19 protein-coding genes are annotated in these 23,451 nt (G+C 42.8%); 8 read left to right on the top strand and 11 right to left on the bottom strand.

The genetic code is table 11. From position 1 onward, the window contains the following. Window positions 1-77: 77 nt before the first annotated feature. The 3 genes from BLU80_RS16465 to BLU80_RS16455 all read right to left on the bottom strand — a co-directional run bounded on the left by BLU80_RS16465 (window position 78) and on the right by BLU80_RS16455 (window position 3,435). A complete protein-coding gene (locus BLU80_RS16465; protein ID WP_244518985.1) occupies window positions 78-1,223 on the bottom strand; it encodes an acyl-CoA dehydrogenase family protein in 1,146 nt (381 codons plus the stop codon). A gap of 157 nt (window positions 1,224-1,380) precedes the next feature. Next, complete coding sequence (locus BLU80_RS16460; protein ID WP_091400653.1) at window positions 1,381-2,196, bottom strand: uroporphyrinogen-III synthase; 816 nt, start codon at window positions 2,194-2,196, stop codon at window positions 1,381-1,383. A gap of 42 nt (window positions 2,197-2,238) precedes the next feature. Continuing rightward, a complete protein-coding gene (locus tag BLU80_RS16455) occupies window positions 2,239-3,435 on the bottom strand; it encodes a DUF4271 domain-containing protein (RefSeq protein ID WP_211481885.1) in 1,197 nt (398 codons plus the stop codon). A gap of 294 nt (window positions 3,436-3,729) precedes the next feature. Here BLU80_RS16455 and BLU80_RS16450 point away from each other — a divergent pair, with 294 nt between their 5' ends. Continuing rightward, window positions 3,730-6,540 carry a TonB-dependent receptor gene (locus tag BLU80_RS16450; RefSeq protein ID WP_170831268.1) on the top strand — a complete coding sequence of 937 codons (2,811 nt, stop codon included), beginning with the start codon at window positions 3,730-3,732 and terminating at the stop codon, window positions 6,538-6,540. A gap of 49 nt (window positions 6,541-6,589) precedes the next feature. Then, entirely contained in the window at window positions 6,590-7,981 is a 1,392-nt protein-coding gene (locus BLU80_RS16445) for a hypothetical protein (RefSeq protein ID WP_091400647.1), read from the top strand. Window positions 7,982-8,601: 620 nt separating this feature from the next. Here BLU80_RS16445 and BLU80_RS16440 read toward each other — a convergent pair. The 6 genes from BLU80_RS16440 to gldC form a co-directional block, all read right to left on the bottom strand. After that, window positions 8,602-9,291, bottom strand: coding sequence for a YiaD family glycine zipper/OmpA-like lipoprotein (locus BLU80_RS16440; protein ID WP_091400645.1), 690 nt, complete (start codon window positions 9,289-9,291; stop codon window positions 8,602-8,604). Between the two features lie 112 nt (window positions 9,292-9,403). Then, window positions 9,404-10,060: a CBS domain-containing protein gene (locus BLU80_RS16435; protein ID WP_091400644.1), complete on the bottom strand. Its 657-nt coding sequence runs from the start codon at window positions 10,058-10,060 to the stop codon at window positions 9,404-9,406. Between the two features lie 18 nt (window positions 10,061-10,078). Beyond that, window positions 10,079-10,840, bottom strand: coding sequence for an alpha/beta fold hydrolase (locus BLU80_RS16430; RefSeq protein WP_091400642.1), 762 nt, complete (start codon window positions 10,838-10,840; stop codon window positions 10,079-10,081). 141 nt (window positions 10,841-10,981) lie between these two features. Then, window positions 10,982-11,527: a CvpA family protein gene (locus BLU80_RS16425; RefSeq protein WP_091400641.1), complete on the bottom strand. Its 546-nt coding sequence runs from the start codon at window positions 11,525-11,527 to the stop codon at window positions 10,982-10,984. A 6-nt stretch (window positions 11,528-11,533) separates the two neighbouring features. Then, on the bottom strand, window positions 11,534-11,983 hold the full coding sequence (locus BLU80_RS16420; protein WP_091400639.1) for a GatB/YqeY domain-containing protein: 450 nt from the start codon (window positions 11,981-11,983) through the stop codon (window positions 11,534-11,536). Window positions 11,984-12,021: 38 nt separating this feature from the next. Then, window positions 12,022-12,378, bottom strand: coding sequence for a gliding motility protein GldC (gldC, locus tag BLU80_RS16415; RefSeq protein WP_170831267.1), 357 nt, complete (start codon window positions 12,376-12,378; stop codon window positions 12,022-12,024). Window positions 12,379-12,523: 145 nt separating this feature from the next. On the opposite strand from gldC, the gene BLU80_RS16410 reads away from it, so the two are divergent. The 4 genes from BLU80_RS16410 to BLU80_RS16395 all read left to right on the top strand — a co-directional run bounded on the left by BLU80_RS16410 (window position 12,524) and on the right by BLU80_RS16395 (window position 16,410). Then, complete coding sequence (locus BLU80_RS16410; RefSeq protein WP_091400638.1) at window positions 12,524-13,042, top strand: DinB family protein; 519 nt, start codon at window positions 12,524-12,526, stop codon at window positions 13,040-13,042. Between the two features lie 211 nt (window positions 13,043-13,253). Further along, window positions 13,254-14,042, top strand: a complete 789-nt coding sequence (locus BLU80_RS16405; protein ID WP_091400636.1) for a hypothetical protein — start codon at window positions 13,254-13,256, stop codon at window positions 14,040-14,042. A 221-nt stretch (window positions 14,043-14,263) separates the two neighbouring features. Beyond that, entirely contained in the window at window positions 14,264-15,757 is a 1,494-nt protein-coding gene (rpoN, locus tag BLU80_RS16400) for an RNA polymerase factor sigma-54 (RefSeq protein WP_091400634.1), read from the top strand. Between the two features lie 2 nt (window positions 15,758-15,759). Then, window positions 15,760-16,410 carry a hypothetical protein gene (locus BLU80_RS16395; RefSeq protein ID WP_091400632.1) on the top strand — a complete coding sequence of 217 codons (651 nt, stop codon included), beginning with the start codon at window positions 15,760-15,762 and terminating at the stop codon, window positions 16,408-16,410. A gap of 3 nt (window positions 16,411-16,413) precedes the next feature. Here the strand turns inward: BLU80_RS16395 and BLU80_RS16390 are convergent, their stop codons facing one another. Beyond that, on the bottom strand, window positions 16,414-16,974 hold the full coding sequence (locus BLU80_RS16390) for a CopD family protein (protein WP_091400630.1): 561 nt from the start codon (window positions 16,972-16,974) through the stop codon (window positions 16,414-16,416). A gap of 32 nt (window positions 16,975-17,006) precedes the next feature. Beyond that, window positions 17,007-18,026: a ferrochelatase gene (gene hemH, locus BLU80_RS16385; RefSeq protein WP_091400629.1), complete on the bottom strand. Its 1,020-nt coding sequence runs from the start codon at window positions 18,024-18,026 to the stop codon at window positions 17,007-17,009. Between the two features lie 468 nt (window positions 18,027-18,494). Here hemH and BLU80_RS16380 point away from each other — a divergent pair, with 468 nt between their 5' ends. Then, window positions 18,495-20,816 (top strand): alpha-N-acetylglucosaminidase, encoded by a 2,322-nt coding sequence (locus BLU80_RS16380; RefSeq protein WP_091400627.1) that lies wholly within the window; start codon window positions 18,495-18,497, stop codon window positions 20,814-20,816. A 79-nt stretch (window positions 20,817-20,895) separates the two neighbouring features. Further along, on the top strand, window positions 20,896-23,190 hold the full coding sequence (locus BLU80_RS16375; protein WP_091400625.1) for a helix-turn-helix domain-containing protein: 2,295 nt from the start codon (window positions 20,896-20,898) through the stop codon (window positions 23,188-23,190). Window positions 23,191-23,451 lie beyond the last annotated feature (261 nt).

Genomic DNA, 23,451 nt, shown 5'->3' with positions numbered 1-23,451 from the left:
AGAGAGGATCAGGAAAAGTAATACATAAAAACAAAGTGCCCCATGTACCGGTTTAAGGTGTCATGGGGCACTTTGTTTTATGCTTTAAGGATTTCTCTGGCAATGACTATTTTCTGGATCTCTGATGTTCCTTCTCCGATCGTGCAGAGTTTGGCATCCCGGTAATATTTTTCTACCGGAAAGTCCTTGGTATATCCATACCCGCCGAATATCTGAACCGCTTCCGTGGCTGTTCGGACAGCTACTTCACTGGCGTAATATTTGGCCATTGCTGACTCTTTGGTCAGGTGGGAATGATCTTCCTTCATCTGACAGGCCCGTTGAATTAATAAATCCGCCGCATCTATTTCGGTGGCCATATCCGCCAATTTAAAGCTGATGCCCTGAAATGAACTGATGGGTTTGTCAAATTGGCGGCGCTCCTGGCTATAGGAGAGGGCTGCTTCAAAGGCGCCTTTGGCAATGCCCAGGGAAAGTGCTGCAATAGATATTCTGCCACCATCCAAAATGGTCATTGCCTGGCGGAACCCTTCGCCTACTTCCCCCATACGCTGGCGATCACTGACGATACAATTATCAAATATAATTTCTGCGGTTTCACTGGCCCGCATCCCTAATTTGTTTTCTTTTTTACCTGCCTTAAATCCAGGTGTGTCTCTTTCAATGATAAAAGCGGTACAATTATCCTTGGTATGTGCCGGCCCGGTCCGTGCCAGCAGAACAACTGTCCCGGCACTGATTCCGTGGGTAATCCAGCATTTTGTCCCGTTAATCACCCAGTTGTCTCCTTCTTTGCTGGCCACGCATTTCATGTTACCGGCATCACTACCCGTGTTCGGCTCTGTAAGGGCCCACGCGCCGATATGCTGTCCCGAGGCCAGATCTGGCAGGTATTGTTGCTTTTGATCTTCACTGCCGAAAGTGAGTATATGATTGGTGCATAAAGAGTTGTGAGCCGCAACGCTGAGGCCGATACTGCCGCAGACTTTAGCGATCTCTTCAATTATAATTTTATATTCATGATAGCCCAGCCCGGCTCCCCCATATTTTTCGGGTACCAGCACCCCCATCATTCCTAATTCTCCAAGTTGATGAAAAAGGTCTATCGGGAATTTCTGCGCCTCATCCCACTCCATTACATGGGGTTGGATGTTTTTGCGTGCAAAATCTCTGGCCATCTGTCTGATTTCTAAGGCTAAGTCACTTGTATGAGTCATCTGCATGATAAGAATTATTTAAACTAACTAACATTCGTTACAAAAATAGGCGCTTTTTTTATTTATGCAAAGAAAACAGCAGTTTTTTATGGATTTATACTATTAAAACGAGCAAAGCCACCTTTATCAGAGGTGGCTTTGCTCGTTTTAATAGTAAGTGTGTTTATTTTTTGGCTTTTTTGACGGCTTTTTCTTCCTGAGCTGTCAGATACTGATCTAATGCCACTGCCATATTAGGCGTGTTTTCTGCCGGAGCAACAATGGAGGCTTTTAACCCTTCCTGGCCGCAGGCTCTGAAGGTGCCACTGCCAAAAGTACCAAACAGGGTATCGGTTTTGCCGAAATCAGGGTAGGAGTCCAACAGACAACGAATGCCGCTGGGGGTGAAAAAGCAGATGATATCATAGTGCTGGTTATCCATCACACTTTTAATGTCATTGGAAACCGTCCGGTACATAAATCCGAGTTCAAAAGAACAATTATTGGCTTTTAACCAATTGACGATATCGCTATCTTGTTGGTTCTCACTGCAAACATATAAGAAATTTTCATTTTCTTTATGTTTGTTAATGACATCGAATATGCTTTTATTCGTACCATCGGCACCAAAGAAAACTTTTCTTTTCCTGTACAGGATGAATTTCTGCAGATAAAGGGCAATGGCCTCCGCTACGCAGAAGTATTTGGTGTCCTGGCTGACTGAAATTTTCATCTCTTCACACATGCGAAAGAAATGGTCGATGGCATTTCTGCTGGTGAAAATAACAGCGCTGAATTTAGAAATGTCTATCTTCTGTTTCCTGAACTCTTTTGCAGAAAGTCCTTCCAGTTTAATAAAAGGATGAAAAACCAACTCGGCATTGTGCTTTTTGGCTAGGTCGTAATAAGGAGATTTCTCACTACTTGGTTTTGGCTGGGTAATGAGTATTCTAGTATTCACCATCGCCGGAATCAAGCTCTTACCTTCACTTTTTACCATAAATTATTATAATGTCGATAGAATAATGTAATAGGATATTTGTTAAACGAACCTTCCTATATTGGTCAATAAAACTTTGTAAACAAGTAACAAAGGTATTATTTCAACCGCGCAAAGGTACAAAATAAAGTGGAATGCACTCACCTTGAGTTTGCCTTTAATTAGTAGAAAAGAGGCAATATATCTATATATTAAAAGAATTGATATTATAATCAAAATCGTTGTAAATACATGCCCTATGGTAGCATTGGTTCCGTAACTGATTAATACAGTGGCTGGCAGCAGTATTAATCCGATAATTTTATTAATAGAAAAGACGACCTGATTGTATATTGTCGCTGCGGCAGGAGCTGCGAAAACCCATCCGGAGAGTAAAATCACCAAATATTTAACAAGATATACCGCAGTCAGTAACCCGGAAAATAACAACCAGCTGGGCCAAAAATTAGCTCCGGGTATGCCGGGGCGAAGTATCTGTGTCAGAAAAAGTCCTCCGGTAAGCACAAAAAACAGGTTCAAAAGCAGGGAAGGAAGGATATGCTGACCCTGGATTTGTTCCGTAGCATTATTTTTCCGGTCGTTGGGATGAAGAAAAAACCAGAAAACCTGATTAAAATAGCGAGGGAATATAATCTTAATGAGACCCAACAGTAAGGTGATGCCCAGAAAGCCATAAAATAGTAAATCCCGGTTGCGATAATTATGAACATTCACTAAGGCCCCGTTTCCTGACCCGTTATTGCTGTTTTCATAAAAATAGTCGGGAAAATACAAGGTGTAATCCGCTGCGTTTCCCTTCTTATTTAAGGCGTAAAGGTATAATTGCTGCCTGATTTCAGTGCGGCGTGCCTTATAAACTGAGTCTTTTTGCTGTCTGATTAAGGCAGCGGCTGCCTCCTGTTGGCGGGCTGCCTGTTCTGCAGGGCTAAGTTCAGGCAGGGCAGAACCACTGCTGTCTCCCGACTGGTTATTATTGTTGGAGGAGCCTGCCGCTGCAGCCTGTCCACTGTGAGTCTTATTACTGTCAATGGCATTTCTTCGAGTGGCCTGCGTATTTTTTCTACCGGAATCAACCTGACCGCTTCGGGCGGATTGCAAAGATCTGTCACTGTCTTTTTGGGTCGCCTTTGCCGAAGGAACAGCCATGATCTGGCCTCCGCCCCCCGTATCCTTTGTACCGGCTCTGGTGCCGGTACTTTTTTGGGGAGGTGTGCTGTCTGATTTTGTTCGTTGTCCCATTACGGTTAACGTACAACACAGGGCAATCAATAATGTCCAGAAATGCTTCATGCACTGCAAAGTTGCCTAATTTTTAGTGAATCATGGCCTTAGCTACCGTGTTTTTTTAAACAAAGGTCTGTGCACGGGTTTTTATGCTCCATTTGTCCTTCCGGTCGGTAACATTTGGGTAATGTACCGGTAACTTATAGTTAATCCCTGGATAACATTTCGGTAATATGGCACCTCTACTTTTGCTCCGTAATTAATTTGATCACAAAATCACACTACTTGAAACGCTTTTTAAACCACAACTTGAAAATTAAAATTGTTTTACCTCAAATTTATCTACTCCTACTTATCAGTTTTTTATTAGCTGGAATTACCGCCACTCAGGCAAAACCGGTGGATGATAGTAAAATCCAGATTACAGGTCAGGTGCTAGATGAATCGGGCAGCCCCGTTGCAGGAGCCACCATTAAAATCCTCAATAGTCACACCGGAGCCGTCAGTGAGGCAGACGGGACCTTTGAATTAATGGCGCCCAAGGATACGACCTGCAGTCTTAGTATAGAAGCCGTGGGATTTGAGAAAAAACTTTTTGAAATCAATCCAAAGACACAAAAAGATCAGACCTTAAAAATCTCCTTACAGTCTGCTGCGGGTAATTTAGCAGATGTAACCGTGGCCGCCGTCCGACGGAGTGTAGGAAGCTTAGATCTGGTATATGCCAATCAAAAAGCCGCCTCTGCTATCTCAGACGGTATCAGTCAGGATGTTATTAAAAAATCTCCCGACAGAAACATGGGGGATGTTCTTAAAAGGATCAGCGGCGCCTCTATCCAGGATAATAAGTTTGTCATCATCCGGGGGCTGAATGAACGCTATAACACGGCCCAGATGAATGGTGCGCTTTTACCATCCACTGAACCGGATAAAAAGGCCTTTGCCTTTGATATTATTCCCGCATCTTTAATTGATCAGGTGGTAATCTATAAATCTATGACGCCTGATTTGCCGGCAGATTTTGCAGGCGGAGCCATAGATATTACGACAAAAGCTTTCCCGAATAAAAGGGTCAGTGAACTGTCCTTGTCTTTAGGTTACCAGGCAAATACCACCTTTAAGTCCTTTAAGAAATCTAATGTAACAGGTAGTTATGACTATTTAGGGTATTTTGATGACAAACGTAGTCTGCCCGCTTCTTATAACTACTACAAAAATAGTTTCAGTCATCAGGAAGATGGGATTAAAATGGCTGTGACTGAAAAATTCTCTAATAATTTTGGATATAAAAATGCAAGTAATAGTCTGCCTGATTTCAGTATAGGTTATACAGGGGGCGATACCCGTTATACCAAAGGAGATAAAAAGTTCGGGTATATATATGCAGTAGGCTTTAGTTCATCCAGAGAAGTAACGAAAGGTGTTATTAATGATTATACGATTGACAGGCACCAGATTTATAGCAGCAGTGCAACTGAGTATGCATACAAGTATGGTCATTATGGGTTACTGAATCTTAGCTATGCCTTTAATAATAAAAATAAGTTACTGTTCAAAAACCTGTATAATAACCAGCTGACCAGTGAGGTGACACTAAGAGATGGCTCCAATCTCTCCAATGAAACTCCTCAGCCTTTTATCAGCAGCTCCAGCAAGGCGACCAGAGATGGTTTATTACAATCCGTTCTGCAGGGGATACATGACTTTAAAGAAGACCAGGAACTTAACTGGAATCTGTCTTACGCCAGAACCTATCATTATAGCCCGGATGAAACAATCCTGGCATTAAATGAAAATGAGGCCGGTGGCTATGAAAGAAAGCTCAGCAATGAAAACTCTCCGGCTATCCAGGATGCGGGCCGGGTCTATTCGAGCAATTTAGAACAGCAATTCGGTGCCAGCTGGGATTATAGTCTTGGCTTTAAACTGGGGGATGTAAAACAGCTTTTCAAAGCGGGTATGAATACCTATTACAGACTGAAGGATGTTTCGGTAGAAGCTCTGGGATATGCCTCCCTGAGTGCTTATGGCGTTACAATGACTGCTGACCAACAAAATCCTTATAACCTGTTTACGCCCGAAAATATTGAACAATATAAGATAACGGTCGCCAATATAGGGAACAACTCAACGGATTATCAGGGAAAATCCTGGAATACCAACGGATTTTTAATGCTGGAAAATAAATGGCTGGAAAACTGGACCCTTAAATGGGGAGCAGCGGTCTCCAGTTATAATCAAAAACTGATTCCGACTTCAGGATCGGTCATCCAGAAAAATAATACGGACATCTTACCATCTGCTATTCTGACTTTCCGTCCGGCAACAAGTATGAACTTAAGGCTGGCAGGATCTCAGTCCGTGAATCGCCCTGAATTCAGGGAGCTGGCAGATTACAGCCTTTATGATTATAACAAGGACTTTATTTACCGCGGGAACCCGAATCTGACCCGCAGTAAAATTACCAACCTTGATTTTCGCTATGAATTTTTTCCCGGTGCAGGAGAGATTCTGTCAGCAAGCGTGTTTTATAAACATTTCCAGGATCCGATCGAACAGGTCAATCAGGGAAACGGGGTGCTGAACTATCAGAATGCGGATAATGCGCAGCTCTATGGTGCAGAAATAGAAATCCGGAAAAAACTGGACTTTCTGGGAAGCGCATTTTTAAGTAAATGGTCTTTTTACGGAAATGGTACTTATGTTGACGGAGATATACAGCTGAGCGGAACAAAGGGTAAGAGTCTGATGCAGGGACAGTCCCCCTATTTAATTGGTGCGGGCTTAAGTTATACAGACGGAGATTTCGCATTCAATCTGCTTTATCAAAAGGCAGGACCCAGACTTGCCTTCAGAGGTCAGGGAGACGGCCAGATGAATATCTATGAGAAGGGCAGAGATATCGTTGACGCGCAGATCAGCTACCGGATGCTCAAGTCTAAAAAACTGGAAATCAAATTGTCCGCTAAAGATTTACTGGCTCAATCCATCGATTGGTACTATAAGTTTGATGTGAGCGGAAGCTCCAGTAAAATGGGGTATAACGCATCAACGGATAAGATTACCAGACAGTTTAAGCCCAATACAGGTCTGAACCTTTCCCTTAAATATCAATTCTAATAAATAAAAAATCATCTAAAAATTAATTCCACTTTAAACCAATAAAATCATGAAAAAAAATCGAATTTCATTTAAATCGCTTCCCTTTTTGGGAATAGCAGCCAGCCTGCTGTTAACAGCGGCCTCCTGCAGTAAATCCAGTGACGGCGGCGAAGTTGTTACACCGGTAGATCCTTCAGCAACGACAGATCTCAGAGGATCCATCGACAAAGACCTTACTCTGTCTAATGATAAGGTTTATCGCCTCAGAGGTTATGTGTATGTTGAATCCGGAGCTACACTAACCATCGAAGCAGGAACTAAGATCGTTTCCAATAATGACTCCGCAGGTGTACTGGTTATTTATAAAGGAGCTAAAATCAATGCTAAAGGAACTGCTGATGCACCAATTGTTTTTACTTCCAATGAAACAACCGCAAAACCGGGAGACTTAGGAGGTCTGGTGCTGGTAGGTAAAGCAACCGGCAATGGCAACCACGCCAACCTGGAAGGTGGTGTGGATGATGCCCATAAGAATTTCGGAGGTACCGATGATGCGGATAACAGCGGCGTTTTACAATATGTTCGTATTGAATACGCAGGTAAGGCGGTAAACCCGGGTGATGAGGTAAATGGGCTTTCTCTGTATGCCGTTGGTAGCGGAACGACTATTGATCATATCCAGGTGGTCAGAGGGCTGGATGACGCCTTTGAGTTTTTTGGAGGAGCAGTGAACTGTAAGTATTTAATTGCTTATAACTGTGCTGACGATGATTTTGATATGGACGATGGTTTCCACGGTAAAATCCAATACGGTCTTTCTATTAAAGATCCGGCGTTCACAGATAGTAAAGGTACAACAGGTGACCTCTCCAATAACTTTGAAGTTGACAACACCAATGGTAAAATACCATTTAGCACCACACCAATGACCACGCCTATCCTTTCCAACTTTACGGCCATCGGACCCAATAATGCCAGCGGCACTTCGTCTGATTATGGGTATGGCATGCGATTCAGAAGAGGTTCCAACGTAACCCTGGCCAATTCCATCGTATTAGGAAGCCAAAAAGGTGGATTGATTATTGAAGATGCTGAGACTCAGGCTAATTATAAAGCAGGTACTTCCAGATTTTACAATAGCCTTCTGCAGGCGGTTACCAAACCATTCTTAGTGTTGGGAAGCGATTCATCTGCTCTGAGCACTGCAGCGCTTACTACGCTGACTGAAGGGACTAACTTATCAGTAAATCTGAGCAGTGCTGATCAGGCTGGGCTGAGTGATCCATTTAATAATGCAGTTCCTAATTTAATGCCTGCTACTGGTTCTAAAGCACTTGCTACTGCCGGTAAATTCGATGTGAACGGTCTGGATAACAGCTTCTTTGATAAAACTTCATACATAGGAGCGCTGGATGGTACCACGGATTGGACCAGCGGCTGGGCTGTTTGGAACAAATAGTCTCTGACTTTGCAGACTTTTTCAAATTGAACGGACCAACCAGTTTTAAGATGTAAGATTCAATATAAATGGCCGTCCTGCGGTATTAAAAGCGCAGGCCAGCTCCAACTTTTCAAGTGTGGCAATAGCGATCAAGGTTTCGATCAAGTTGCGGACCCGACTATACAAGATATAGCTCGGGTCTTTTTTGTATAATAATTAAGATGGAATTAAGCAGCACTGCAGCCAAAAAAGGTGGCGGGAGATTAAATATAAGTATCTCGCCCCCCTCAGTGTCCGGGCCCCGGGTACTGATTAAAAAGAGCCGCATAAGAGCCGCATAAGCGTATATATTGCCGGGGGAACTTAGCATAAACTGAAGCCCCTTGAACAACTATCCGGGTCCAGTGCCAGGCAGTTATTGTTCAGTAGCATCAGGCTCCTGATGAGATGCAAAATTCTATGATGGTCAGCGGGCTGTAATACTTCCTGATTTTTACGGCTCCATATCGCTTCTTTTATTAGTGGAGGATAAACCGGAAGAAGCGCTTGGGGGAAAACAATAGAAAGCCCGGTATACCTATGGGGAATACCGGGCTTTTAAAAATCTTAGTAGACTTACGCCAGAACAAAAGGCGGGTTTATTTTCCCTGATCTTTAGCTTCCTGCGCTGCATCTGCTTTCATCTGGTCGTTGGCCGTGATTAAGAATTCTACGCGGCGGTTTTGCGCACGACCATCTTCCGTATTATTATCGTATTTAGGGACAGTTTCTCCGAATCCTTTTACTGTCAGCCTTGAACCTGCAATGCCGTTAGCTTTTAGGTAATCAGATACCGCTGTGGCTCTTTTTACTGAAAGTGTCATATTGTAACTGGCGGCACCTGTGTTGTCTGTGTGGCCCTGAACTTCCAGGTTCGTCTGAGGGTATTTATTCAGGATGGTAATCAGGTTGTTGAGTGTATTTCTGGAGGCATCTGTCAGGCTGGATTGGTCAAATCCGAAAAGCACTTTACTGTTAAACTCAACGACGATTCCTTCTTCAACTCTCTGTACCTTAGCGTCCGGGATCTGTTCTTTAATATCTTCTGCTTGTTTGTCCATTTTCTTACCGATTACATAACCGGCGCCTCCGCCAACTGCAGCACCTATAATAGAACCTAAAGCGGTGTTTCCTGTTATTTTACCTATCACACCACCGGCAACTGCGCCACCTGCAACTCCAATGGCAGCACCGCGCTCACTTTTATTGGCGTTTTTGTAGGCGTTACAAGAGGTAAACATGACGGCACCCAAAGCGAGTGCTAGAATTGAGACTTTTAGCTTTTTCATTATTGTTTGGTTTTAAAGTTCAAAATATGCTATAATTGTGCCATAGTTTCGATTGAAAAAAATTGGCAACGTTTAATCACTGAGGATTAAATTCTTAGATAAGTAGTTTTATTTATATACTAAGATAGTTTAATAATGCTTCATAATTTCTACGAAGCTCATTTTCATACATTTCATTGCCCCAAAAGTGTACCACATTAAATTCATAGCGTTGAAGTGTACTGACAATGTCTGAGATTTCCATGCGATCCAGCCGGATATTTACCCAGATATTCTCGGTCTCCATATCGGTATAAGTATTGAGTTGCATGATATTGGCGTCCCCGGACTCAATCAGTCGGGTTAACTGGGACAGGGAATAATCCAGTTTTTTCATCTGAATTGTAAGGATGGCACCGCCGGATTTATGAACGTCCAGCATAGTGGCCAGCCCTGAAAGGATGGAAGCGTCTGTAATGACCCCCAGGTACCGCTGTTGCTGATCTAATACAGGTAGCAGGCCCGTATTGGCCTGCGTGAGCGTATTTAATGCTATGTATATATGCTGGTCGCTACCGATGGAAATATTTCTGACAACAACGCTGTCTAAAGAGTTGCGTTCATCAAGTGTTTGGAGTACTTCCAGGGACAGCAGTCCCATTAAGTGCTCTCCCTGCAGGAGGGGCAGGGCATTTAAGTTATGGTCTTCGAAGATAAGCATGGCATCTCCCACGGTACCACTGGTGGTCAGTGTCGGAAAATCGGGTGCTATGATTTGTTCGCATAACATATCTGACTTTCTTTTTGGTTAGGATTTGTGCTTGTTTAAGAAGGCCTCTAATAATACATTGAATTCTGAAGGCACTTCCATCATGGGTGCATGACCGCACTTATCAATAAAATACAGTTCAGAGTTTGGTATCAGTTTATGAAATTCTTCTGCCACAAAAGGGGGTGTGACCTGGTCATTTTTTCCCCAAATTAATAAGGTAGGCTGTTTAATTTCATTGAGTTCCTGACCCAGATTATTGCGAATCGCGCTTTTGGCTAGTGCTATAATTTTGATGACTTTAAGCCGGTTATTGGTAATCTCAAAAACTTCATTGACTAGTTCTTCCGTGGCCATTTTTGGATCATAGAAAGTAAATTCAGTTTTCTTCCGGATATAGTCGCGGTCTCCGCGTTTAGGATAGGTATCGCCCATCCCGTTTTCAAACAGACCGGAGCTGCCGGTAAGAATCAGGGTTTTAATTCTTTCAGGATGTTTTAGGACCTGTACAAGGGCTACATGCCCACCCAAAGAATTACCCAGCAAGTGCATGTCCCGGATGTCCAGTTTTTCAAAGAAACGATTCACATATTTTTGCAGCCCGCCAACGGTGGTACTTAATAAGTCAAGACCGAAAAGCGGTAAAATCGGAACGATTACCCGGTGGGTGCCTTTAAATCGATCAATCAGATCCTCGAAATTACTGAGCGCCCCGAATAAGCCGTGAAATAAAACAAGGGGTTCGCCCTCGCCTACATCAATATATTGAAATTTATCTAATTGTTTTACTTCGTAACTCATATTATAATATCTGTACAGGTATTTCTTGCTTACAAATAAACATAATTCAAATGAGAAAATATTATTTTTTTTAGCACATGATGCTGATAACGCTCCTATTATCCTTCATTTAAGGTCGAAAAAGAATCATTAAGACCGGTTTTAGCTGCTTTGAGCCGGAATTCTGGCCGCCATTTCAGCAAAAAAGTCGGATAAGTGTTTGAACATATCCTTAAACCAGGGAACAATTGCTCCAAAATGATCAATGACCCAGGGTCCCAGGTTATGGAAGTAAGGGTAACTGATGGACGCCGCAATGGTTTGCGGGCCGGTAAGTCCCATTTTCTCCGTGTAAAAGAGCAGCACACTAAAAATGGTAAAATAGACAAGGGCATATAACAGGATACCGCCTATTTTATTGGCCCAGCCCAGCATCACGGCCTGAACGACTTTCTCCAGCATCCTGGCCACTAACTTAATGCCCAGAATAACCAGCAGCAGTACCAGTATAAAACTCAGAAATGAGAGCCATTTACTGTGCATGGACTGACTGGTCAGATACCCGGCTACTACCACAGACAGCTTCATGGCGGCCGCGATGCCTATTATCAGCGCTACATAGGAAAAAGCTGCCAGTAACGCTCCTTTTTTATAGCCTTTAATTATGGCCAGTACCAGTAAAATTGCTGCAATCAGATCCAGTGTCATCTGTGCTTATTGTAATAAGGCTTTTACCTGTGTAGAAATTGCTTTGCCATCCGCCTTGCCTGCCAGTTTTTTGGTGGCAATGCCCATAACTTTACCCATGTCGGCAGCACTGGATGCACCTGTTTCTTTAATAATATCCTGAATAATTTCCTTTAATTTTTCTTCAGAAAGCTGTTCGGGCAAAAATTGTTCAATAACACTTAATTCAGCTTTTTCCTTTGCGGCTAAATCAGTCCTGCCTTGCTGTTCAAATATCTCCAGAGAGTCTTTGCGCTGCTTGGCCATTTTTTGTAATAATTTGATTTCTCCGTCTTCCGTAATCACGCCACCGGAACCGGCCTCTGTTTTAGCCTTGATGATTTCTGCTTTAATCGCCCTTAAACTGCGAAGGGCATCTTCATCTTTGGATTTCATGGCCTCTTTGAGGCGTGTCATAATTTCTTGTTCTAAACTCATTTTTTAAATGTATTTATAGGATGTTTATTGCTTTAATACTATTGTTTTGCATCGATTTTGTTTTGTTCGAGCTGTATTTTACGGAACTTTTGATAGAAATCCTTGGCGAAATTTTTCATATCCTCCACCAGCTCCGGCTGATTGACGGACCGGCTAAGGGTGTCGCCCATTGTCATAAGTGTCTGATAAAAAAAATCAGCCATCTCATCGACCATCATTTCTTTAGTCCATAAATCAATTCTAAGCGCACTTTTATCAGCTGCATCCCAGAAGCCTAACAGCATTGCTCTTGCTTTTTGCTGCTGCTTGTCCCGGTCGGTGGTGCTCCAGTAAATATTTTCAGGAACCCGGTCTTTATCTAACTCAACATCTATCTGAATAGTTGATTTAATCATCGATTGTCTTTTATTTTATTATAAATAGGCGGCACAAAGGTAATTTTATTATTGGAATTAAGGCCATTTGCTGCATAGAGGCCGGAAAAGCTAAAAAGGGAAGATTACAAAGCATCTTGAGTATCTTTATCAAAATTTAAATGATATGTCCAGAATTGAACCCAGCGAATATAACGCTCATTTTGAACCTTATGTGTCCATGGCCAAAGGAAGCTCTGTTAGTGAACTGATTGCGAATTATAGCGAATATCTGATTGATTTTGTCAAACATATGGATGAACAAAAGGCTACCCATCGTTATGCACCAGGTAAATGGGATGTTAAGGAAGTGTTGCAGCATATCATTGATATGGAAAGAGTATTTGCCTATCGTGCTTTATCGCTTGCCCGTGGAGTTAAGGATGATTTGCCGGGAGTAGATCAGAATGACTTTGCAGCACAGCATAGGTCTAACAGACGTGCTTTCAGTGATTTACAGGAGGAATTCGAGGCTATGAGAGCGGATCATAATATCCTTTTTCGCTCTTTTGATCAGGTCGCATTAATGACCGAAGGGCTGGTCGCACAAAACAGGACTACCTGCAGATCCTGGATTTATATAAGTTTTGGTCATGCGCTCTATCATGTCCAAATCCTCAAAGATCGCTATGAAATCCTAGGCTGATCAGGGTTTCAGGTGGATGCGTTTGACTGTTAAAAGGGGGGGTAAAAGTTAAAAAAAAGCCAAAGTCGTGAATTATTTTTGCTGCGCAAACGTTTGATATGATCATTGTGCATAATTTGTTATTAACCTAACAGGTATTCATATTATATTTATGTAAACATTTTTAACAAGAGAATATAGCTAGTGCTTATTTGAATTTAAACTTTCTTCAATGAGTGTCAAAAATAGTATCCGCTTTGTGGAGTATTCGAGTGTGTTCGTGTTGTGTGCGTTTTTATTAATGGTATTGTCATTAGTAGGAACGGATGATTCGCAGATTCATGTGAATTTTTATCTGTTGGGTGTGTCGGGGATTTTATTTTTAATTTACATCTTTAAGGATAAAATCATTTATTCCAGGATCAAACATTCCAGGGATAAGAACTTGTTTTGGCAGGTCTTGGAAAAGATTCATTTATCAGAAAACATCTTACTGGAACTTCCTCAGGAAAATAGTACTTTTAAATCGGATGTTAATCCGGTCTTGGATAGTTTTATCCGGGAAAATGGCCTTAATACCAAAGTAGGAACCAGAAGAACGCATGATTATATTATCTGGGCAACGATTGTCTTATATCTGGTTGGCGTCTATGCGGCCAATCAGTTATTATCCCTGAATGCTTCTGATACGGCCCTGATTGCAATTCTTGGGCTGGTTTGTATTGCATTCGGTTATTTATTTGGCAATTACAGCTTTTTTCGCAGTGGGGGGATAGCCATGGAATTTACCCCTGAAGCACTCATTGTACATCATAAAGTTCTCAGCTGGGATAAAATTATTGATTGGCAATATAACAGGCGGGATGCGACAAATAATTCCAGTGTAACCATTTATTACTATAACACCTATTTAGAAGTGAAGTCTATTAATATTGAGTTGTTTCAACTCAATATCCGCAAGATTGATCTGGTACTTTTACTCTCCCACTTTAAGGAAACTTATGGTAAGAATATTTATTGATTGGCTGTAAAATTTTGGTTTTAAATGCTTCCGAGTGCTCCTTTTCAGGGGCATTTTTTTTATAAATCCCCTTAAAATAAGGAAAAATTGCGAGAATAGCAAAAAGTAGGCCATTTATTAAAATAAAACAATTTATTTAGAAATTAAGCCCATAAATCATTGTACTTTTGGCAGTAGGTTTAATTAAAACCAAACCTGATTATAGAAGCAAACACATTGTTATGGCGTTAAGTCAAACCATCCAACAGAAGCTCATGCAGAAGTTGTCGCCGCAGCAAATTCAGTTAATGAAATTGTTGCAGATTCCGACAGCCAATCTGGAAGAGCGTATTAAAGAAGAATTAGAAGAAAACCCGGCTTTGGAAGAAAGCAGTGAGGAGGATATCCATGATGAACTGGAGACCCCCACTGATGAATTCGAAATGGAGCAGGATGATGATTTTGAACCCGATGGCAGTGAACAGGAATATGAGAATATAGATATTTCTGAGTATGTTAATGAGGGGGATGATGAAATCGCAGATTATAAACTCCGTTCCGATGGTTATCAGGAAGCGGAGGATAAACAAAATATTCCTTTTAAGGTCGAAAGCAGCCTGCATGAGACCTTAAAGTCCCAGCTAGGTATGCTTAGTCTATCTGATAAGGAATATGTCATTGCGGAGCAGATTATAGGAAGTATAGATGATGACGGATATCTGCGCAGAGAAATGGCCTCCATTGTCAATGATCTGGCCTTCAGGCAGAATATCGATACCAATGAGGCGGAGGTTGAAGCTATTATCGAGAAGATTCAGCAATTTGACCCGGCAGGCATCTGCGCCCGTGATTTGCAGGAATGTCTGCTGTTGCAACTGGGAAGGCTGGGAGCTGAATCGGATGAACCCTCACAGGTAGCCATTCAGATTCTGACCAAGTATTTTGATGAGTTTACAAAAAAGCACTACGAAAAAATACAAAGAGGGCTGTCGATTACGGAAGATCAGCTTAAAGGAGCCATAGGAGCCATCATCCGGCTGAATCCTAAACCCGGCGGCGGGGTGGGAGAAGTGAATAAAGCCATGAGCTATATTGTCCCTGACTTTTTCATATTTAATAATAATGGAGAACTGGAACTCTCACTGAACGCTAAAAACGCGCCTGATTTAAGAATCAGTGACGGGTACAGGGATATGCTGCGTGATTACGAGAAGGGGGATAAAAAGGATAAACGTCAGAAGGAAGCGATCTTGTTTATTAAACAAAAAATAGACTCGGCTAAGTGGTTCATTGATATGATCAAACAGCGTCAGCACACCCTGCTCAGTACCATGGGCGCTATCATGGAATATCAGGAAGAGTTTTTTAAGACGGGGGATGAGACGACCTTAAAGCCCATGATCTTAAAGGATATTGCAGAAATGATTGACCTGGATATCTCCACCGTCAGCCGGGTAGCCAATAGTAAATTTGTACAGACGGAATTCGGCACCTACCGGTTGAAATTTTTCTTCAGCGAGTCTTTGAGTACGGAAAGTGGAGAAGAGGTTTCTACCAGAGAGGTGAAAAAAATCTTAAGTGATGTCATTGATGAGGAGGATAAGCAAAAGCCATTCAGTGACGAAAAACTAACAGAGATATTACAAGAAAAAGGCTATAATATTGCACGCAGAACAGTCGCTAAATACAGAGAGCAGCTTAATATTCCTGTGGCCCGGCTCAGAATTCAATTATAATTATGACGGACAATGTAATCCAGAGACAACCGGCGCTTGTTCGGGTATTCGCTAAGGTTTTATCCTATGTTTTTCATCCATTATTTATTCCGACTTATATATTTATATGGATGGTAAGCCGGTTTCCTTATGAGTTTATTGGCCTGGAAGGTCATGAACTGACGCTCAGGGAAATCAGCGTATTTATGACCACTGCCTTTTTCCCGGCCTTTACCGTTTTTTTGCTCTGGAAACTGGGCTTTGCCAAAAGCATGCACTTAAGATATCAGAAGGAACGTATTATTCCTTATATCGCCACCATGATCTTTTATTGGTGGATGTGGTATCTGAGTCGCAATTTTACGGATCAGGCAGCTGCATTGAAATTCTTTTATTTTGGAATATTTTTAGCTACCGTTCCGGGGCTGATCCTCAATAACTTTGTAAAAATCAGTATGCATGCCATGGGTATGGGAGGAGCAGTCGCCGCAATCATATTGACCTGCCTGTTGTATCAGAATAATTTCGGGCTGGATATTGCCGTCGTGACGCTGATAGCAGGCGTCGTTTGTACTGCCCGTATGGCGCTCAGCGAACATAGTCTGTTTGAAATCAATCTGGGATTTGTGGTAGGCGTCTTGTGCCAGATTATCGGTTATCTGATAATGGTTTAAAACTTAGTTGCCCGTTTTCTTTTCCCGGATCCGTTTATAAATTTTGATGGCCATTACCAAGACAATAATCAGGGCAATCAGTCCGCCCAGTCCGTATAAAAGACTGCCGGCACTTTTGACCGTCGCTAAAAAGACGATAGCGAATAAAAACACGGTTGCTACCTCATTATAAAAACGCAGCTGGTTGCCTGAGTATTTAAATAGGCCCATACGCTGCTGTTTGAATATTTTGCCCAGGGAGAAAAAATATAAATAAAGCAGCACCACAAAACAAAGCTTAATGAGCAGCCACCGGCCTGTGGAATCCAACAGATGACGGTCCCATCCTCCGAGATGCATCGTTAATAATCCGAGTATAAGGGTGATAACAGCCGAAGGTACGGTTATGCCAAACCAAAGCCTTTTCATCATCAGCAGGTATTGTTTGGACATGGCTGATTTTATTTTCTCATCCGCTTCTGTCTGTAACTCTGCATGATAGATTAACAGCCTCGGAAAATAAAAGAGTCCCGCAAACCAGGTGACGATGAAAATAATATGTAAGGCCTTGATATAATAAAACATAGAGTAAAGTTAGTCAGATTTTACGAGGAACCTTAATGGACTTCACGAATGATTGCTGCAAGAGTGTCAATCCATAGTGGCTGAACGTTCATGCAGGGTATATACTGATAACTTTCGCCTCCGTTACCCAGGAAGTCTTCTTTTCCCCTGATGTCAATTTCTTCCAGCGTCTCCAGGCAATCAGAAACAAAGGAAGGGCAGACGACTAATAGTTTTTTTATGCCTTCGCCCGGCATTTCCGGTAAGCGGACCTGGGTGCTGGGTAGCAGCCAGGGGTCCCTGCCCAGCCTGGACTGATAACTTTGTTGCCATTTAGTTTTAGGAAGCCCTAGTTTTTTGGCAACCAGTTCACTGGTCATGGTTACCTGATGACGGTAACAGGTTTTATGACATTCTGATTTTGTATAACAGCAGTTTTCAGTCTGCATACAATGGCTGCCGGTGGGGTCGGTTTTTAAGACATGCCTTTCAGGGATGCCATGATAACTAAATAATAGCTGATCAAAATCCTGATCAAGGTAGGGGCGGATGCTTTCAGCCATGGCCTCAATGTATCCGGGATTGTTATAAAAAGGATCAATGGTCTTAAGTGCAAAGCGGTACCCTAACTCCTTATGTGCGGCCTTCATATAATCCACAGCCGTCTCAAAACTGCTCATGGCATAATGCGGATAAAGAGGAACCAGAATGACCTCCTCCAGATCCGGATTATCCTTTATCAGTGCCTCGTAAGCTTCTTTGGGATAGGGGTTGCCATAGCGCATGGAAGTGGTTATCGGGTCCGAAATCTTCTGTTCCAGTGCCGTTTTTAGTTTGTTAGTCAGAACAATTAGTGGGGAGCCTTCCGGCCACCAGATCTTTTGATAGGCTTCCGCGGATTTGGGAGATCGAAAAGGAACGATCAGGCCTTTAACCAGAAGGGTTCTTAACCAGTAAGGTTTATCGATCACTTTTTCATCCATTAAAAATTGGGTGAGGTATTTTCTCAGATCCGGAACGCTGGTAGAAGCCGGAGAACCCAGATTCATCAGTATAATGCCACGCTTTGCCATGTCAAATTTGAATAATTGAGTGCAAAATTAGTCAATAATGCGTAAATGCTAGCTGATAAAACTGCTTTAAACGCTAAGGAAATGATTAAATCTGCCTTGCATTTCCCTTATTTGAGTGAATATGACAAAGCGCTGACAAATGGGCGGTAACAGGTGGTGCAAACAGGATCCAGAGATAGATTTTTTAAGGGATGGTTTTAAGTTTCAACACTTGCCTTAAAATTTTAAGTAAGTGTCTGGCCAACAGATAATTTTTAGAAGTAAACCGCATTACAGATTGGCTTCTGGGGGTTTAGTTCTATTTTTGGAAAGCCACCATGATAGGGTTATTCACTCAGGTTATCCAGGAGGGAAACGTGGCCAGACAATGTAATGCATACAGATGCTTCCTTGGTTTAAATACTTTATTTACAACAAGGCGACTGATTCAATGTAATATTTTTTTATTTAATTTATGATGTGGGTTATATGGATAAATTTTTAAGTACGGGTGAGGGACTGAAAAGATTTCTGAAAAGCGGAAATAGCCGCTTTCTGACAACTTTATGTTTAACTGCCTTAATGACCATAGGTGGGTTGAAGCAACTAAAAGCAAATACCGTGAATTCTGGTGCCGGCATAAGCCGGCCTAAGGAGGCGGCCGGTCAGGCCCTGGACGCTGTTCAGGGGCTCATTCACCGGCTGCTTCCGGGAAAAGAGCGCAACTTTGAACTTGTTTGGCTGGATAAAGGCGCCATTAACGGATTAGACAGTTTTTACCTGGGAAGCAAGGGTAAAAAGGTCGTGATCAAAGGTTCCAGTCAGCTGGCTCTTGCCAAGGCTTTGAATACGTATCTGGAGCAATTTTGCCATACCCGCATCTCCTGGTATGCGGCTGATTCCATCTGGCTGCCAGAGGAGTTACCGGTAGTTAATAAACCCGTCAGCCAGACATGTCGATTTGAAAAACGCTTCTTTTTGAATTATTGCACATTTGGTTATACCACCCTATGGTGGCAATGGAAAGATTGGGAACGCCTGATAGACTGGATGGCACTAAGTGGGATTAATATGCCGCTGGCCATTACAGGACAGGAATATATATGGCAGAAAGTCTGGGAACAGTTTGGGATGACCGCGGGTCAGACCCGCGCCTTTTTTACAGGACCTGAACATCTGCCATGGCAAAGAATGGGAAACCTGGACCGCTGGCAGGGACCGTTGCCGCAGGAGTATATCGACGGACAATTTGAGCTTCAAAAACGAATTCTTAAAAGAGAAAGAGCCTTTGGGATGACACCCATTTTGCCTGCTTTTGCCGGGCATGTACCCTATGATTTAAAGAAATTATATCCGGATATTAAAATCAGCAATTTAGGATCCTATGACACGGGGCCTGAGAATGATGCCTATTTTCTGGATCCTATGGACTCATTGTTTATCAGCATTCAAAAGGCTTATCTTTCTTTACAGAATCAATTACTGGGAACAGACCATTATTATGGAGCAGATCCTTTTAATGAGATGACGCCTCCGAGCCTGGAACCTGATTATCTGGCAAATGTTTCCAGAACCATCTATAAAGGCATGCAGGACGTGGATACGGCGGCAGTTTGGGTTCAAATGGGCTGGACTTTTTATTATCAGCGCAAGGACTGGACCAATCCCAGACTGGAGGCCATGATTAAAGCAGTGCCGCAGGGCAAGATGCTGCTGCTGGATTATTTTTGTGAAAGGACCGAGGTCTGGAAACTGACGGACGGCTATTTTAATGCACCCTATATCTGGTGTTACCTGGGTAATTTTGGCGGAAATACCCAGATGGCAGCCCCCTTGCAAAAAGTAGCCAAACTGCTTCCTGTAACCGAGGCGGATCCTAACCGCCGCCATATGATAGGTCTGGGCAGTACACTGGAGGGCTTTGGAGTGAATGAATTTATGTATGAATGGCTGTTTGACTATGGCTGGAACCCGGCGGTCAGTGATGCTAAAAACTGGATTAAGGATTATGCCGATTCGAGGGTGGGGCATAAAGACCCTGTGTTGGAATCGGCCTGGGAAAAACTACTGGCCATTATATATAATGATCAGGTGTCCGGCGTCGGACTCGGCAATATCGTTCAGTCTCAGCCAATGCTCAAAGGGCACGGTTATTATAGCGGCCTCAGTAATTATGATTATAATCAAATGGCCACTATTTTACCGGTGTTTCTAATGGCGGATTCCGTCTCAAAAAAGAAGCCTGGTTATTTAAGAGACCTGGCCGTATTGGAAAAACAGGTGCTGGTTAATCTGGCTGTCTCTTTCAGGGATACCATTGCCAAAGCGTACTATGCGAAAGATTCTGTAAGCTTTAACCGTTATACCCATTTGTTTCTGGGTCTTTGCGATGACCTGGATCAGGTCACCGGAACCCAGTCTGAATTGCTGCTGGGCAAGTGGATTCAGGATGCCAGAGCCTTTGGGACAACTCCCGATCAGAAAAATTACTATGAAAAATGCGCACGCATTCTGATTACTACCTGGGGTGGGGAAACCAAAAATATAGTAGAGTATGCCGCAAAAGACTGGAATGGACTGATATCCTCTTATTATAAGAAACGCTGGCAGTTATACTTTGATTTTCTGAGAAAAACGCTGGCTACAGGCGCAGCTCCCGATCAGCAGGCATTTGATACACAGCGGCAGCATTTTGACTGGAATTGGGTCAATACACATGCTCCCAAACAGGAGTTTATGGTGGAGCCTTTATCTAATCCATTGGAAATCTGTGAAAAAGTATATAGGAAATGGGCTTTATATTTAAATTAATGATGGAGGTGCAACAAAGCCGCGGGAAGGCGGACCAAAAGCTTGCCTGCTCAGCCATATTTCTGTAATTTGCAGGCCTATGGAGCACGATAGCAGTAATAAAGCGTTTGAACAGGCCGTTTCATTTGTGAATTTTACCAGGAGTCCCCTTTTTCTTACCGGAAAGGCAGGAACAGGTAAAACAACTTTTTTGCGTTACATCAAAGACCATTGCCCCAAAAAAATGGTCGTACTGGCTCCCACGGGTGTGGCCGCCATTAACGCCGGCGGTGTGACCATACATTCCTTCTTTCAATTACCCTTTGGTATTTTTGCCCCTACCAGTGAACATGTCTGGGGAGTAGGTGAAGGACAAGCCTTATATAATAAACACCAGTTGCTCCACAAGATGAAACTAAATAGTGCCAAAAGATCCATCATGGAGGAGCTGGAGCTATTAATTATCGATGAGGTCTCCATGGTTCGGGCTGATTTACTGGACGCCATCAGTGAAGTCCTGAAATATGTCAGGCGTAATTCAAAGCCTTTCGGGGGGGTACAAATGCTGTTCATAGGTGATCTGTTTCAGTTGCCCCCTGTTGTTCGCAAGGAAGATATGGCTACATTAAGTCAGTACTATGACAGCCCGTTTTTCTTTGACGCACATGCATTAAGGGAGGATACGCCGGTTTTTCTGGAACTGAAGAAAATATACCGTCAAAGCAATCAGCAATTTATTTATTTACTCAATCAGATCCGTAACAGCACCATTAACCAGGATGAACTCTGGCAGCTCAATAGTTATTATCACCCGGAATTTGAGCCCAGTGAGGAGGAAGGTTATATTACACTGACTTCGCATAATGCCATTGCCGACGAAATTAACCAAAGGGCCCTTGCGGCACTTCCTAATAAGGAATACCGGTTCAAGGCCATAGTGGAAGGAGATTTTCCTGAAAAAGCCTATCCCGCTGATAGGGAAATTGTCCTGAAAGTGGGGGCCCAGGTTATGTTTATAAAAAATGATAAGGGGGAAGAACGCCGTTTTTACAATGGAAAGATTGGTGTAGTGGCCCAGATTGATATTAACAAGGAGATCAAAATCCAGTTCAAGGACGAGCAGGAGCTGCTGACCTTAGAACCGGAACTCTGGCAGAACCTACGTTATGAATACGATGGAGAAAAAGATGAGATTGAAGAAATTGAAGTGGGGAGTTTTACGCAACTGCCTATCAGACTGGCCTGGGCAATTACGGTGCATAAAAGTCAGGGTCTGACCTTTGACAAAGCCGTTATTGATGCAGGTGCTTCCTTTGCGCCCGGACAGGTATATGTGGCGCTGAGCCGACTCAGGAGTCTGGACGGTCTGGTTTTAAGGAGCCGTATCCTGGCGTCCTCCATACGAACGGACGAAGCCGTCATGGAATATTATGCAATGGCTCAGGATGATGACTCTTTAGAAGAACATCTGCGTTTTCTGCAAAGACAATATATCTATACCCTCATTCTTGAAGCATTTGACTGGAGCCGCCTGGATCATCAGATTGCGGCCTATATCCAGGAAAATGAACAAAAACTATTCGCTGACCATCAGGATCTGCTGGATAAAATGAAGGAAGTGTACGGGCAGGTTCAGCAACAATTGTCCACCTCTGCCAGGTTCAACCAGCAGTTGAGTCAGTTACTGGACCTGGGAGATGCCGGTAGTTTTAACCAGTTACATGAGCGGACAAGAGCCGCATGCGGATGGTTTACCGATGCGCTGGCCAGTCACGTAATTGAACCGTTAAAGGAGCAGCTGAAAAAACTCAAGAGCGTTAAGAAGACAGCCTCCATCCAGAAAAAATTAATCGGATTGATTTTGCCACTGGAAAGAAAGGTGGCGCAGATTAATCAGGTGATTCAGTTAACGGAATCCATGTGTAAATCAGAAGTCGTAGATGACTGGCTTTCCTCTGTTACCGGACTGCACCGTATCAATGTGACAGAAGCTACTAAAAAATTAAAACCTGAAAGCAAACCGCCCGTTGGGAGTTCAAAAAAAATGTCGCTGACCTTACTAAAGGAAGGGATGACCATTGAGCAGATAGCCGAATCCAGAAACCTGGTGGTAAGTACCATAGAAAGTCATCTGATTTCATTTTTGGAGACTAAAGAAGTCGACATCTCTTTATTTGTGACCAAAAAGGAATTGAAATATATTGAAGAGCTTATCTATAGTAATCCGGAGGCAAAATCAGCGGATATCCGCACACTTAGCGGAGACCAACTTAGCTTCACCCAGATCAGGGCGGTAGCGACACATCTGGGAATAAGACTGCCCTTAAAACCGACTGATCCACTCACCGAGTCTTCCGTCGAGGATACCCGCGGCCCCGATTTTTTGCCCTTGTAAAACATAACAGTTCAAGGTTTCTCTGATTTTATGATGAAAGAATCATCTGACCGCTGGTTTATCGATGGATTCAGGTATAAAGTATCATCAAAGCTATAAAAAGGGTTTTGTGGCTGAAAAGCTACAAAACCCTTTTTATACTTACAATACTTTTGTCTGGATTTGAACGCTGGGAAAGGAAAGAAAAGCTAAACTGTTTGGAGCAGGATGGCTGCGTATATTGACCGGATGATGCGATTATTTTGATACATTTAATGGAAA

It is taken from the genome of Arachidicoccus rhizosphaerae (genome assembly GCF_900107765.1).
In the GTDB taxonomy this organism is placed as follows: Bacteria; Bacteroidota; Bacteroidia; order Chitinophagales; family Chitinophagaceae; genus Arachidicoccus; species Arachidicoccus rhizosphaerae.
This window is presented reverse-complemented; position numbering and strand designations above follow the sequence as displayed.

Coding starts and splice junctions, on each gene's coding strand:
- BLU80_RS16425 (WP_091400641.1), bottom strand. CDS start 11,527: ATGACACTGGATCTGATTGCAGCAATTTTACTGGTACTGGCCATAATT.
- BLU80_RS16445 (WP_091400647.1), top strand. CDS start 6,590: ATGAAAAAAAATCGAATTTCATTTAAATCGCTTCCCTTTTTGGGAATA.
- BLU80_RS16375 (WP_091400625.1), top strand. CDS start 20,896: ATGGAGCACGATAGCAGTAATAAAGCGTTTGAACAGGCCGTTTCATTT.
- BLU80_RS16455 (WP_211481885.1), bottom strand. CDS start 3,435: ATGGGACAACGAACAAAATCAGACAGCACACCTCCCCAAAAAAGTACC.
- BLU80_RS16380 (WP_091400627.1), top strand. CDS start 18,495: ATGGATAAATTTTTAAGTACGGGTGAGGGACTGAAAAGATTTCTGAAA.
- BLU80_RS16465 (WP_244518985.1), bottom strand. CDS start 1,223: ATGCAGATGACTCATACAAGTGACTTAGCCTTAGAAATCAGACAGATG.
- gldC (WP_170831267.1), bottom strand. CDS start 12,378: ATGATTAAATCAACTATTCAGATAGATGTTGAGTTAGATAAAGACCGG.
- BLU80_RS16410 (WP_091400638.1), top strand. CDS start 12,524: ATGTCCAGAATTGAACCCAGCGAATATAACGCTCATTTTGAACCTTAT.
- BLU80_RS16420 (WP_091400639.1), bottom strand. CDS start 11,983: ATGAGTTTAGAACAAGAAATTATGACACGCCTCAAAGAGGCCATGAAA.
- hemH (WP_091400629.1), bottom strand. CDS start 18,026: ATGGCAAAGCGTGGCATTATACTGATGAATCTGGGTTCTCCGGCTTCT.
- BLU80_RS16460 (WP_091400653.1), bottom strand. CDS start 2,196: ATGGTAAAAAGTGAAGGTAAGAGCTTGATTCCGGCGATGGTGAATACT.
- BLU80_RS16395 (WP_091400632.1), top strand. CDS start 15,760: ATGACGGACAATGTAATCCAGAGACAACCGGCGCTTGTTCGGGTATTC.
- BLU80_RS16440 (WP_091400645.1), bottom strand. CDS start 9,291: ATGAAAAAGCTAAAAGTCTCAATTCTAGCACTCGCTTTGGGTGCCGTC.
- BLU80_RS16435 (WP_091400644.1), bottom strand. CDS start 10,060: ATGTTATGCGAACAAATCATAGCACCCGATTTTCCGACACTGACCACC.
- rpoN (WP_091400634.1), top strand. CDS start 14,264: ATGGCGTTAAGTCAAACCATCCAACAGAAGCTCATGCAGAAGTTGTCG.
- BLU80_RS16390 (WP_091400630.1), bottom strand. CDS start 16,974: ATGTTTTATTATATCAAGGCCTTACATATTATTTTCATCGTCACCTGG.
- BLU80_RS16405 (WP_091400636.1), top strand. CDS start 13,254: ATGAGTGTCAAAAATAGTATCCGCTTTGTGGAGTATTCGAGTGTGTTC.
- BLU80_RS16430 (WP_091400642.1), bottom strand. CDS start 10,840: ATGAGTTACGAAGTAAAACAATTAGATAAATTTCAATATATTGATGTA.